Below are 13,169 nucleotides of genomic sequence, written 5' to 3' on the forward strand. Positions count from 1 at the left end.
TCAGGGGGAAAAAGAATGGGTTTAGAAGGAAATCAAATGCAGTTTGTCATCATTACCGGCATGAGTGGGGCCGGAAAAACAGTTGCGATCCAAAGCCTGGAGGATCTCGGGTTTTTCTGTGTCGATAATTTGCCGCCGACGCTTTTGCCAAAATTTCTGGAACTGATGAAAGATGCCAGTAATAAAATGAATAAAGTCGCGCTTGTAATGGATTTGCGCGGCCGTGAATTCTTTGATGACTTGTTCCGGGCGCTGGATGAACTTGACAAGTCTTCGTGGGTTACGCCCACCATTTTATTTTTAGATGCGGATGATTCTGTGCTCGTACGCAGGTATAAAGAAACGCGCCGTTCACACCCGCTTTCGCCGGATGGGACGCCGCTGGAAGGGATACAGCAGGAAAGAAAAATCCTTGAGGAGCTGAAAGGGCGCGCACAGCTTATTCTTAACACATCCAATTTAAAACCGCGCGAACTTCGCGAAAAAATAGTGATGGAGTTTTCGGCGAATAAGCAGTCGTTTTTCACGGTTAATGTCCTGTCGTTCGGCTTCAAAAATGGTATTCCGATTGACTGTGATCTTGTTTTTGATGTCCGGTTTTTGCCGAATCCATTCTATATTGAACATATGCGCCCGAAAACCGGACTGGACGAAGAGGTATACACTTACGTTTTAAAATGGAATGAAACGCAAAAATTTCTTGAAAAGCTGACCGATTTGCTTGCTTTTATGCTCCCGCATTACAAACGGGAAGGGAAAAGCCAGCTGGTGATCGGCATCGGGTGCACGGGCGGACAGCACCGTTCCGTAGCGCTTGCCGAGTATATCGGCCATTTTTTTGAAAAAGACTATCATACAACGATTTCTCACCGTGATATTAAAAGAAAAGAGGAGCGTAAGCCATGAGGCATCCGAAAATTGTACTGATCGGAGGCGGGACGGGGCTTCCCGTGCTTTTGCGGGGGCTGAAAAAATACCCGGTTGAGATCAGTGCCATTGTAACTGTTGCAGATGACGGCGGGAGTTCCGGAAGAATCCGCAATGAAATGGACATTCCTTCACCGGGGGACATCCGCAATGTGCTTGCGGCTTTATCCGATGTGGAGCCGCTGCTTGAAAAAATGTTCCAGCACCGCTTTGAAACCGGCGATGAACTTTCCGGGCATTCGCTTGGCAATCTGATTATTGCGGCGCTCACTTCGATAACTGGAGATTTTGTGCACGCCGTAAAGGAACTGAGCAAAGTCCTGAATGTACGGGGGCAGGTTTTACCATCCGCCAACCAAAGTGTCGTGTTGCACGCCGAAATGGAAGACGGATCGGTCGTTTCCGGGGAATCCAAAATTCCGTATTCTGGCAAAAAAATCAAAAGGGTGTTTTTGACCCCAGAAGTCATTCAGCCGCTTCCGGAAACATTAACGGCCATTCAGGAAGCTGACTTGATCGTGATCGGCCCGGGCAGCCTTTATACAAGCATTTTGCCGAATTTAATGGTGCCGGGTCTTGGAGAAGCGGTATGCCAGGCACATGCGAAAAAAGTGTATGTATGCAATTTGATGACACAGGCGGGCGAGACGAATCATTATACTGCCGCGGATCACGTGCAGGCGATTTTCAACCATATGGGCAGTGCCTGCATTGATACGATCCTCGTCAATGATGAAGATGTGCCGGAACCGGTTATGAGCCGGTACCGCGAGGAGCTGGCACAGCCTGTTGTATACGACGTGAAGCGTTTAATGGGGCTCGGCCTGGAGGTGGTTTCGGGAAATATTTTAACGTATAAAGGCGGGGTCATCCGCCACGATACGGAAAAAGTTGCCGAAATCCTTTATGATATTTTGAAAAAGCAGCAATGGCTTTCACGCTCCAGTGCCCGGTGAAAGGATAAAGGCGGAACATCCCCTTTTCGTGTGCATTTTTTCGCATAGCTCTAAATTTTGCCAAGGGAGGGGCCTGGAGGATGTCATTTGCATCAGAGATCAAAAAAGAGCTGACCAATTTAGCAGTAAAAGATTGCTGCGTGAGATCCGAATTATCGGCACTGATCCGGATGAACGGATCTTTATCTTTTTCCAACAAGGTGCTGGTTGTCAATGTGCAGACGGAAAATGCCGCCATTGCCCGGCGGATTTACGTCCTTGTAAAAAGATTATATGATGTCCCGGTGGAATTATTAGTCAGGAAAAAAATGCGCCTGAAAAAAAACAATGTCTACATTGTCAGGCTGAAGGCCCGGGCAAAAGAAATATTGGAAGATTTGCATATTCTCGGTGAACATTTTACCTTTACCCGGAACATTTCCCCGGAACTGCTGAAGAAGAAGTGCTGCAAACGCTCCTATTTGCGCGGGGCTTTTCTGGCGGGCGGATCCGTTAACAATCCGGAAACTTCCTCTTATCATTTGGAAATTTCCTCCCAATACAAAGAGCACAACGATGCACTATGCCGCCTGATGAACGGGTTTCATTTAAACAGCAAAACGCTTGAAAGAAAAAAAGGATATATTACGTATTTAAAAGAAGCGGAAAAGATTACGGAGTTTCTCAATATTATCGGTGCCCATCATGCCCTGCTCCGGTTTGAAGATGTCCGGATTGTTCGGGATATGCGCAATTCCGTCAACCGGCTCGTCAATTGCGAAACGGCCAATTTGAATAAAACGATCGGAGCCGCCCTCCGTCAAGTGGAAAACATTCGCTATATTGAAGAAACGGTCGGCCTTGACGCACTGCCGGAGAAACTGCGCGAGATTGCAGTATTGCGCGTGAACCACCAGGATGTGACTTTGAAGGAACTCGGCGAAATGGTGTCCGGCGGGCATATTAGCAAATCCGGCATCAATCACCGGCTCCGCAAAATCGATGAAATTGCCGAGAAACTGCGGGCAAACGGGCCTGTCAATAAAAATTCATAATGGGTACCAACATCTATATATTATAAGCTTTAGTTTTTCGCGCAAATTACGAGCAGGATAAGACATGGCTTCTCATAACATGTAAAGAAGTAGTTATGTTAAAATTCAACTTATCTAAGATGAATAGGTTTAAAAAGTACAAAGATGGGGGGCGTATTGGCAGCGCCCCTATCCTGCTACTTGAAAGGAGAGGGTTATCGTGATCGAAAAACAATTGGAAGTGAAATTAAAATCCGGTTTGCAAGCGCGTCCTGCAGCCCAATTTGTCCAGGAAGCCACCCGCTTTTCATCGGAAATTTTTCTTGAAAAAGAAGGAAGAAAGGTGAATGCAAAAAGCATTATGGGGCTGATGACCCTTGCCGCAGGCCATGGAGAAACTGTTACGCTGAGCGTGGACGGGAGTGATGAAGAAGAAGCATTTGAACATTTGGCAAACTATATTGAAGGAAAAGAAAAACTTCCGTCCTAATGTAAGCGCATGCGCCGGAATCAGCCTGCAGGTTTCAAACACAGTACAAGGCCGCCCGCTTGCGGACGGCCTTGTTCAATTTTATTTCAATTCTTTTTTTGTCATAATATGGTCAATCAAACCATATTCTTTTGCTTTTTCCGCGCTCATGAAGTTATCGCGGTCTGTATCCCTTTCGATCACTTCAATCGGCTGGCCGGTATGGTCGGACAAAATTTTGTTTAATTTCGCGCGCGTATACAAAATATGTTTTGCCGCGATTTCAATTTCTGTTGCCTGGCCTTGGGCGCCGCCTAATGGTTGGTGAATCATCACTTCGCTGTTCGGCAGGGCATAACGTTTCCCTTTCGTGCCGGCGGTCAACAGCACGGAGCCCATTGATGCAGCCATCCCGACGCAAATCGTTTGCACGTCCGGTTTGATGATCTGCATGGTGTCATAAATGGCAAGGCCCGCAGTGACACTCCCGCCAGGACTGTTAATATAAAGATAAATATCTTTTTCAGGGTTTTCCGCTTCCAGGAACAAAAGCTGGGAAACAATCGAGTTGGAAACATTGTCGTCAATCGCGCTGCCAAGCATAATAATCCGGTCTTTTAACAGGCGGGAATAAATGTCGTATGCGCGTTCCCCGCGGTTTGTTTGTTCAATTACTGTGGGAATTAAATTCATATTGAGTATCCTCCTTCTTCTCTTCGGAATGGTCCATCATATGCTATATCATGGATGTTAAAGGAATTATTCTCCATCCTTATGTACTGATCATACAATATTGGTCAATGAAGGTCAAAAGAATTGCCTTCACCTGAACTACAATACCCATCATAACCAAATTCCGATAAAATAAAACCAAAAAGGGGCTTGCTTTTTTGTTCATTGTCCTTTATAATCTATTATTGTTGAATCACTTATTGCCCTCGTGGTGCAAAGGATAGCACGTGAGATTCCGGTTCTCAAAATGTGGGTTCGATTCCTGCCGAGGGCGTTTTCTAAAAACTGAACAATTAGCTTAAAATTTTTTAAACCCTTGATACGACTGCATTTGCAGTCGTTTTTCTTTTTCTCTGATACGGAAAAATAAGGCGAAAATTGAATGAATTTTGCACCACAAATCTCATTCATTGCGCCACCTGCGACATTTCCTTCATAGTGCCATATATTCAGGTTTTGAACAGTTTTTGTATAAATCATGGAGGGCTTTATTGGTTACGAAAAATTGATAAGAAATATGCAAAAGGAGAATGCCGGACCAAATTTGCAAAATCCACTTGAAAAACGAACGTTTGTCCTTTATAATAAAACTGAAAAATAAGAAAAGGAGTGCTGCCATTGGAACTTGTAATGGAAAAGCATGCCGGTTATCACGTGCCATGATCGTTTTTTTAAGGAGCTGATCCAAAACTTTTTTCAGGAGTTTATGGAGGCCTTTTTCCCGGATGTGTCAGCGGATCTTGACTACCGCCGGGTGCGGTTTTTGTCGCAGGAACAGTTTACGGACTTTCCGGGCGGTGAGCAAAAACGGGTTGACATCCTCGCCGAAACGAAGGTAAAAGGGAAAGACACCGTGATTCTCATCCATGTTGAGCCGCAGTCGTATTACGAAAAGCCTTTTCCTGAACGCATGTTTCGTTATTACATGATGATCAATCTCCGGCACCGGAAACCGGTATTGCCGATTGCTGTATTTAGTTATGAGGAGAAAACAGAAACCCCTGATACATACACCTTTGCGTTCCACAACATTGAAATTCTTCGTTTTCACTATTTATCCATTCATCTGATGAAACAAAATTGGAGAAATTATATCCGGAGCAACAACCCTGTTGCTGCGGCATTATTAAGCAAAATGGGGTATACAGAAAAAGAACGGGTGCAGGTCAAACTGGAGTTTCTGCGGATGCTGGCCCGGATGGAACTCGACCCTGCAAAAATGAGGCTGTTACACGGTTTCTTTGATTATTATTTAAAATTGAACGAAAAAGAGGAGGCGGAAGTAATGGAAAACATTAAAATGCTGGATCCGGACGAAGCGGAGCAAGTATTGAAGCTGCCGAATTCCTATTTTGACCGCGGGTATAAGAAGGGGAAAGAGGAAGGCAGAGAAGAAGGAAGGGAAGAAGGGGAAGAAAGGTTAAGAAGATTTATTGTTAACTTGTTGAAAAATCAAGTGGATGTGAAGGTCATTGCCCAAGCATCCGGCTTGAGTGAAGATGAGATCATGAAAATCAAAAGGCAGATAGAAGGGGAAAAGCCTTGAACCCGAGTTATGACGAAGCAGAGCAAGTATTAAAGCTGCCGAATTCTTACTTTGATCGCGGGTATAAGAAAGGAATTGAAATAGGAGTAGAGAAGGGAAGAGAAGAAGGAAGGGAAGAAGAAAGAAAAGAATTGTTACAAACGATTCCAATTGCCATCAAAATGTTGCTGGCAGGTACGGAGCTTCAATTAATTGTAGAAAAAACCGGCCTGAGCCAGACAGAAGTGGAAAAAATAAAACAGCAACTGGAGACAAAGCAGGACAAGTATTGAAGCTGCCGAATTTTTATTTTGATTTCGCGAATATATGAAATAAAATAAATGCACACCATTGCGAACAGGCTGCTCAGGGCGGTAGCGACCCGCAATGCATTGAAAAAACGGCCGGCCTGAGTCAGCAGGGGTGCCGTTCAAGCGGTCGTTAGCGGGGAATGATGTCTGTTACAATCCGGCAAATCCGGAGAGTGGCAGGCATTTTTTCAGGACTGTGATACCGGCAAACGGTAAATGTACGGCATTGGCCGGCTCGTGAACGGATATGCCGCTTTTTTGGTGCAAGTTTCATTCCTGAAAATTGTTTTCAAAAAGGAATTGATCAGCGACTCGCGAGCGTTGAGGTGTTGCTTTGCGGGAATTTATAGTAAAATAAACTTGCAGCTACATACCGGCAAGTTTTTTAGGCTTGCCACCGTTTCCACCGTTTTGCAAAACTCAATTGTAAGCACATACAGGAGGGGAAGAAAGTGGAGTACCGAATTGAAAAAGACACACTCGGAGAAATGAAAGTGCCGCGGGACAAATATTGGGGGGCACAAACGCAGCGCAGCAAGGAAAACTTCCCGATCGGCGGGGAAAAAATGCCGATGGAAGTGATCCGCGCTTTTGCCCATTTGAAAAAAGCGGCTGCCGTCAGCAACAATCGCCTCGGCAAATTATCGGATGCCAAAATGAAGGCGATTGTCCAAGCTTGTGAAGAAGTGCTGGACGGGAAATTTGATGAACATTTTCCGCTTGTTGTCTGGCAAACAGGCAGCGGCACCCAGTCAAACATGAACGTGAATGAAGTGGTGGCAAGAAGGGCAAACGAAATTCTTTCGGGAGAAAATAGTGCTGAACACGTCCATCCGAACGATGATGTGAATATGTCGCAAAGCTCGAACGATACGTTCCCGACTGCAATGCATATTGCCGCTTACCATGAACTACAGACAAGGTTGTTGCCGCCGCTGGAACAGCTGAAAGAAACGCTGCTTGAAAAAGAAAAAGCGTACATGAAAATTATTAAAATCGGGCGCACGCATTTGCAGGATGCAACCCCGCTTACTTTCGGCCAGGAAATCAGCGGCTGGCGTGCCATGCTGGAAAAAAGCGAACGCATGATCAAAGAAAGTGCAAAACATATTTTGAACCTGGCGATCGGCGGCACGGCTGTCGGCACCGGCATTAATGCGGACCCGACTTTCGGTGATAAAGTTGCGGAAGAACTAGAAAGCCAGACCGGCTACCCGTTTGTTTCTTCTGATAACAAATTCCATGCACTCACAAGCCATGACGAAATCGTTCATGTCCACGGGGCATTAAAAGGGCTTGCTGCAGATTTAATGAAAATGGCCAATGATGTCAGGTGGCTTGCAAGCGGGCCGAGAAGCGGAATCGGTGAGATTACGATCCCGGCCAATGAACCGGGCAGCTCGATTATGCCTGGCAAAGTCAACCCGACCCAGTGCGAAGCATTGACGATGGTAGCGGTCCAAGTATTCGGGAATGATGCCGCAATCGGGTTTGCCGCGAGCCAGGGCAACTTTGAATTAAATGTATTTAAACCGGTAATTATATACAATTTCCTGCAGTCCGTCCATCTGCTCGGCGATGCGATGAAATCATTTGATGAAAGATGCGTGCGCGGCATCGAACCGAATGTAGAAACGATCCAGGAAAATGTTAATCGTTCCCTCATGCTGGTGACGGCCTTAAATCCGCATATCGGTTATGAAAAAGCGGCCCAAATTGCGAAACTTGCTTTCAAGGAAGGTACGACGCTGAAAGAAGCCGCCATTAAAACAGGTTATGTAACCGAAGAACAATATGAGGAGTGGATTGTGCCGGAAAAAATGGTCAATTTAAATCACTGATAAAAAGGGAGGCGATTGCCCCCCTTTTTTTCAGCCATTTTATTGGTTTGTTTTATTACGAATGGAAAGTACCACCAAGTTGTTGTTCAGCCATTTGCACAAGGCGTTTTGTAATTTCTCCCCCGACAGATCCGTTCGCGCGGGATGTCGTATCTGCGCCGAGGTTTACGCCGAATTCTTGTGCAATTTCGTATTTCATTTGGTCGAGAGCCTGCTCAGCACCGGAAACTAACAATTGGTTTGAATTGCTGTTGTTTGCCATCTGTGTCATCTCCTCGTTGTAAGTTTTTGGTTGGGTCGGCTGGAATTGCACCAGCAAGCGGGGAATTCCCCGCCACCTTCTTGGTTGAACCCAGCGGAATTTGATCGATGTACTACGTATTATGGAGGAAAAAATTTTAATTATACTGGTTCCTGGATGGTAATCGCTGGTGATTTTTGCAGTGAAAAAATGCCGGCTGCAACCAGCAGCCGGCATTTCTATTCACCCAATCCTTAATTCTGTTTCAGCATCAAAGAAATGGGCTTTGTTCATATCAAGCCCGAGCGTAATTTCGTCACCCGGTTTGACAACCGTCCTGGAATCGATGCGGGAGATAAACTCTTGCCCGTTGATTCTGGAATAAAGCATTGTTTCAGCGCCATGAAGTTCGGAAACATCAATCGTGGCTTTGATGGTAGCGCCCGGCATTGTCTCAATGAAAACAGGTTCATCGTGGATGTCTTCGGGGCGGACGCCGAGGATGACATCTTTCCCGATATGGCTTTTCAAGTGTTTCATTTTTCCTTCCGGCACATCAATCTGAACCGATTCGTTTAAGTGGAATTTGCCGTTATCCAGTTTACCGCGGAAGAAGTTCATCGCTGGTGAGCCGATAAAACCGGCGACGAACAGGTTAGCAGGTGAGTCGTATACTTCACGCGGCGTTCCGACTTGCTGGATGACACCATCTTTCATGACGACAATCCTCGAAGCCATCGTCATTGCTTCCGTCTGGTCATGCGTCACATAAATGGTCGTCGTTTGCAAACGCTGGTGAAGCCGGGCAATTTCGGCCCGCATTTGCACCCGCAATTTTGCGTCCAGATTTGATAAAGGTTCGTCCATGAGGAAGACTTTTGCATCCCGTACAATCGCGCGGCCGAGGGCAACCCGTTGCCTTTGTCCGCCTGATAAAGCTTTTGGTTTCCGTTTTAAATATTCTTCAAGGCCAAGAATTTTTGCGGCTTCCTGTACCCGCTTGTCAATTTCCGCTTTCGGCACTTTGCGGAGTTTCAGCCCGAATGCCATATTGTCGTATACCGTCATATGCGGATAAAGCGCGTAGTTCTGGAATACCATCGCGATATCACGATCTTTCGGCGCGACATCGTTCACCCGTTTGCCATCCATGTATAAATCGCCTTTTGAAATTTCTTCAAGCCCGGCAATCATCCTGAGCGTCGTCGATTTCCCGCAGCCGGAAGGACCGACAAATACAATGAATTCCTTGTCATTAATATGTAGATTAAAATCGGATACAGCGGTTACATTATTGTCGTAAATCTTATAAATATGCTCAAGCGCAAGTTCTGTCATCGTAAAATCCTCCCCCGTTATAAGTTGTCTTTATTATAAAGAAAACCCTTTCATAATGGGAACGTCAGGATGCACAAAAAATGCAGGGCGATTTTCGGCACCCTGCCCACACGATTTTCCCGGTTGACGCAGTGAAATGAGAGAGCCGGGATCCTGGCAATGTAAAAGCAGCTCGTTTTCCATTCTTCTGGTTGCCGCATTCATTACAACATGGGAGCTGATGCCGGCATGCCACTCTTGATACAACCATTTTTTGTAAAATAGGCCTATTCCATCTCAAGGCAGATCACGTAAGACTTATCGGAAGGGTTAGCCGCCAAAGGTTTCGAGACAGGCGAAATACGCAAAGATCGCATCTGTAAAATGTTTTAAATTCAAACCCGTTTTTTCTTCGAATTTTTCAATCCGGTACTGCAAGGAATTGCGGTGGATGAATAATTGTTTTGCCGTCAGGCTGGCATTCGCAAAATTTTCAAGATACCGTTTGATCGTTTGCCCCATTTCCCGGTCTTCTTCAAACAGCCCGTGCAGGGATTGAAAGAGCAGGCCCTTTTCACTTTCAGGCAAATTAGACAGCAAATAAAGGGGAAGCAGGGAATGAACCGTGAACAAAGCGGACGTTTTCCGGCGGCTTTTGGCAAATTCGAAAAGCCGGCGTTCGAATGAGAAGTGGTGCTTTAATGCTGCCATTTCCTGAAATTCGCCTAAATACAGCAAAACAGGGGTGTAGAAATCCCCTTCAAACGCACGGAGGGATGCCGTCAGATCGTCTTTGGTTGCAATTGTTTCACTTTTTTCTTCAATCACAATGCCTTCCAGCTGATTGGTCACAATCACCAAGACATCAGGCACAAACATGTTTTTGATAGCTTCCTGAACGCCGGATACATCCGACCCTGCTTTTGCCAGCGCAAATTGTGTAACGCGATATACGCCGTCATGGACAGGGGCATCGGCATCCGGCAAAAACAGGTAGTCATACCATTTGGATGCTTCGCTCGTCGTGCCGGCAGTATTTTCTTGAAATTTTGGGAATAATGTCTTTAACAGCAGCGTTTCTTCCGGTGTCAATTCGACCGGATCAATCCCGAAATACTTTTTTTCTTCTTCCATCCAAAACCACAACAAAGGTTTCGCCGCAATCGGTTCATTTGCAATGCAAGCATTTGGATACCTCGTTTTTAATCTTTCCAGCATGTTTGGACCCCTCAGTTTTTCATTGGATATAGTCTATTTTACTCAATTTTTTTAAAGGGAGGGAATCATTTTGCCAAAAATCCGGTAACGGCATAAAACAAATCGGCAAGTTTCTGGGTTTTTGCTGTTTCAATTTCAGGTTCATCAAAGGACATTGGTTTCGCATTCAGTTCAAACAAATAAAAGCTGTCTTCATTGCCGGGTGCGATGTCAGCGGTAAATTCCCCGAAAAAGCCGTATGATTCCGCTAAAGCATTGCCGCATGCTGAAATGAGCGGCGCAAGCTTTTTTTCAATCTCCGTTTTTTCCCGGGAAGATAGCACCAGCGTTTCCCCGCCCTTTGCCGTATGGGTTGTCATGCCGCCGGGGCGGGCAACCCGCACGCCGATGCTGGTAACCCGGTAACCTGTTCCGTCGTAATGGACGTGGACACGGTAGTCATATTTCCGACCATCAAGCAATAATGTTGGCACGGTTTCTTGGACAATGTACGTTTCTTTTTCCGCAAGCAGGCCAATCTCCTGCCACACATCCGAAAAGCTGGCGGGCAAGCGGGCGGATTGGGGCGTGTAAAATGTCCATGTCTCACAGGGTCCCTCTACAATGCGGCGGATGCCGTATCCTTGCGAACGGGCGGCGGGCTTGATATAGACATCCTTGTGCGTCAATAAAAAAGCGTGCAAGCTGTCTTCATCAGAAATAAGCGCCGTTTCCGGAAGAAAACCAGCAATCGCCGGGTCCTGCTTCAATTTTTCGTACACATCATATTTATTTAAAAAATGCGGGTTGAAAAAAGGAATCCTTTTTTGCCGGAGAAGCGTGGTGAAGCGGTGGAAATCTTCGCCCGATTCTTCCTCCCGCTTCCGGATCCGGTTATAAACCACGTCCGGAAGCGGGAACATTGCCCTGTGCCATTTTTCTTGTTTTATATCCCAAAACACACCGGTAATATGTGCTGAAATATCGGCAAGGCTGAATAAAAAAGACAGACCGCCCTGTTTTTCCTGCAATGCTTGTTGAATGGCGATAAAAAAATCACGATCTCCGCTGATGGCTTTCTTTGATTTACTGATAAGTATCCCGATAAGGGGGCCGGCCGATGCTCCTTTTAACATCAGGCGGTGAGGCGTTTCCTCACCGGGTTTCGCGGAGAAAGGAATCAGTTCCGCTTCTTTTCCCCAAAAAAGCGGGGACGGGGTAGTGCGCTTAAACATTTTTTCCTTGCGGTCAAACCAGATGACGGTCATGGGAACATTTCCCCTGGTGACTGCACCTGCCGTTCCGTCAAATAAACGGCAAATGATAAGCTCATTTTGCGCGTCAATAAATCGCACGCCTTCATGAACGGATGGTTGAAAATGGAGCGCCCGGGCTTTGAATTGGCTTCAAACAGCCATACTTTTCCGTCCGTACTGATGCCGAGGTCAAACCCGATTTCTCCAATGATTCCTTCGACATGTTCATCGATGGCACGGGAAAGTTTGAGGGCGGCTGTTTCCAGTGCATGCCGGTACATCTCCTGTTGTTCCGGGTTTTCCGTAAGCTCGGGAAGTGTTTTAATTAATCCGCCGCTTCTCACATGCGTTGTCGGGCTTCCCGGGCCGGCCACTTTTGCCGCGATTGCTGTAACGACCCAGTTTCCATCCCCGTCTTTATTGGTATGGACCCGGAAATCAACCGGCCGCCCTCCGTCTGTTACGAGAAAAATGCCCTGCTGGACAAGCAGCCGGTTCCATTGCTTTTTGGAAAAAACACGGTTCATTAAGTTTTCAAGGCTGCTGAATTTTAACAATCGGTTGCCAGTGTCCCGGTACCGGCAATAATACGCACCGGAAGCATGGTGGTAAAGGATTTGATGGACGCCGAGGCCAAGGCTGCCATTCACCGGTTTGATATAGACCATCCCGTAGTCAGACAGCATCCGTTCAATTTGATGAAAAGAGGTGAGCGGGTTTGTTTCCGGCAAATATGGGCGCACATCCGGATCTTGAAACAGCCGCTCGTTAATTTCTAGTTTGTTGAAAAAACCGGGATTGTACCATGGAATGAAATATTCATTTTCCAATTTTTCTTTAATTTTCTGCGCATTTACAAGTTTTTCACTCTTCCGGTTCGGGAGCCGGTCGTAAATGGCATTGGGAAATGGAACTTCCTGTTTTTCCCAGCCCGCTCTCCCGTAAAAGTAGCCGGTGATCACACCCTGTTCCCAATCTATATGCTGTTCGCCGAATAAAAACGGCACAACACCGGCGTCCGGCTGGGCGGAAAGAAGTTTTGCAAACCACGCTGACCTTGCGCCGGCCGGCCGGTTTTCAAAAGGGGTGAAGCCGGCCGTAAAAATGCCGACAAGCGGGCCGAGCATTAGGATATCGCTGTTTTGGAAACAGTGAAGAACCGTTAAAAAGGCGGGCATTCTCAGTTCACCGGCAAGTGCGCTTGAGACGGAAAAAACATTGCGGCCATTTGGATGCGGTTCGATTTTTGCGGCAGCGATCTTAGAGCCGAAAGCCACTTTGTCGGTGTGTTCAAGTATCGGAAGGCTTTGCGGCGTGTACAGGATCGGGTCGGATGCCTCAAAAAACTCGATTTTATATTTTCTAGCCATTTGCAAAACACCTC

General features: G+C 46.4%; 12 protein-coding genes, 1 tRNA gene and 1 pseudogene. 8 read left to right on the top strand and 6 right to left on the bottom strand.

The genetic code is table 11. The annotated features are described in order from the left end of the window. The first annotated feature begins 15 nt into the window (after positions 1-15). From rapZ to NSS95_RS04010, 4 genes are all read left to right on the top strand, one after another. Positions 16-906, top strand: coding sequence for an RNase adapter RapZ (rapZ, locus tag NSS95_RS03995; RefSeq protein ID WP_014095822.1), 891 nt, complete (start codon positions 16-18; stop codon positions 904-906). After that, positions 903-1,883, top strand: a complete 981-nt coding sequence (locus NSS95_RS04000) for a gluconeogenesis factor YvcK family protein (protein ID WP_260832472.1) — start codon at positions 903-905, stop codon at positions 1,881-1,883. Before rapZ ends, NSS95_RS04000 begins: the two co-directional genes overlap by 4 nt. Positions 1,884-1,963: 80 nt before the next feature. After that, positions 1,964-2,917 (top strand): DNA-binding protein WhiA, encoded by a 954-nt coding sequence (gene whiA / locus NSS95_RS04005; RefSeq protein WP_014095820.1) that lies wholly within the window; start codon positions 1,964-1,966, stop codon positions 2,915-2,917. A gap of 199 nt (positions 2,918-3,116) precedes the next feature. Beyond that, a complete protein-coding gene (locus NSS95_RS04010; protein WP_014095819.1) occupies positions 3,117-3,386 on the top strand; it encodes an HPr family phosphocarrier protein in 270 nt (89 codons plus the stop codon). 81 nt (positions 3,387-3,467) lie between these two features. Here the strand turns inward: NSS95_RS04010 and clpP are convergent, their stop codons facing one another. After that, the gene (gene clpP / locus NSS95_RS04015; protein WP_013858693.1) at positions 3,468-4,058 is read right to left on the bottom strand and encodes an ATP-dependent Clp endopeptidase proteolytic subunit ClpP; all 591 of its coding nucleotides are present in this window, start codon (positions 4,056-4,058) and stop codon (positions 3,468-3,470) included. A 241-nt stretch (positions 4,059-4,299) separates the two neighbouring features. Between clpP and NSS95_RS04020 the strand changes: the two genes are divergently transcribed. The 4 genes and pseudogenes from NSS95_RS04020 to fumC all read left to right on the top strand — a co-directional run bounded on the left by NSS95_RS04020 (position 4,300) and on the right by fumC (position 7,774). Next, a tRNA-Arg gene (locus NSS95_RS04020) sits at positions 4,300-4,371 on the top strand. A 344-nt stretch (positions 4,372-4,715) separates the two neighbouring features. Continuing rightward, a pseudogene (locus NSS95_RS04025) lies at positions 4,716-5,643 on the top strand (Rpn family recombination-promoting nuclease/putative transposase). Next, complete coding sequence (locus tag NSS95_RS04030; RefSeq protein ID WP_014095817.1) at positions 5,640-5,915, top strand: hypothetical protein; 276 nt, start codon at positions 5,640-5,642, stop codon at positions 5,913-5,915. Before NSS95_RS04025 ends, NSS95_RS04030 begins: the two are co-directional and overlap by 4 nt. A gap of 470 nt (positions 5,916-6,385) precedes the next feature. Then, a complete protein-coding gene (gene fumC, locus NSS95_RS04035; RefSeq protein ID WP_046720972.1) occupies positions 6,386-7,774 on the top strand; it encodes a class II fumarate hydratase in 1,389 nt (462 codons plus the stop codon). A 55-nt stretch (positions 7,775-7,829) separates the two neighbouring features. Here fumC and NSS95_RS04040 read toward each other — a convergent pair whose 3' ends face one another. From NSS95_RS04040 to NSS95_RS04060, 5 genes are all read right to left on the bottom strand, one after another. Next, complete coding sequence (locus tag NSS95_RS04040) at positions 7,830-8,036, bottom strand: alpha/beta-type small acid-soluble spore protein (protein ID WP_014095815.1); 207 nt, start codon at positions 8,034-8,036, stop codon at positions 7,830-7,832. 222 nt (positions 8,037-8,258) lie between these two features. Further along, positions 8,259-9,353 (bottom strand): ABC transporter ATP-binding protein, encoded by a 1,095-nt coding sequence (locus NSS95_RS04045; protein ID WP_014095814.1) that lies wholly within the window; start codon positions 9,351-9,353, stop codon positions 8,259-8,261. Between the two features lie 309 nt (positions 9,354-9,662). Further along, positions 9,663-10,550 (bottom strand): helix-turn-helix domain-containing protein, encoded by an 888-nt coding sequence (locus NSS95_RS04050; RefSeq protein WP_014095813.1) that lies wholly within the window; start codon positions 10,548-10,550, stop codon positions 9,663-9,665. A gap of 65 nt (positions 10,551-10,615) precedes the next feature. Beyond that, positions 10,616-11,797: a YheC/YheD family endospore coat-associated protein gene (locus tag NSS95_RS04055; protein WP_017550236.1), complete on the bottom strand. Its 1,182-nt coding sequence runs from the start codon at positions 11,795-11,797 to the stop codon at positions 10,616-10,618. Next, positions 11,794-13,155 carry a YheC/YheD family endospore coat-associated protein gene (locus tag NSS95_RS04060; RefSeq protein ID WP_014095811.1) on the bottom strand — a complete coding sequence of 454 codons (1,362 nt, stop codon included), beginning with the start codon at positions 13,153-13,155 and terminating at the stop codon, positions 11,794-11,796. The genes NSS95_RS04055 and NSS95_RS04060 overlap by 4 nt, the downstream gene beginning before the upstream one ends. Positions 13,156-13,169: the final 14 nt, after the last annotated feature.

This window comes from Weizmannia sp. FSL K6-3076 (assembly GCF_038007245.1).
Taxonomy (GTDB): domain Bacteria; phylum Bacillota; class Bacilli; order Bacillales; family Bacillaceae_C; genus Weizmannia; species Weizmannia faecalis.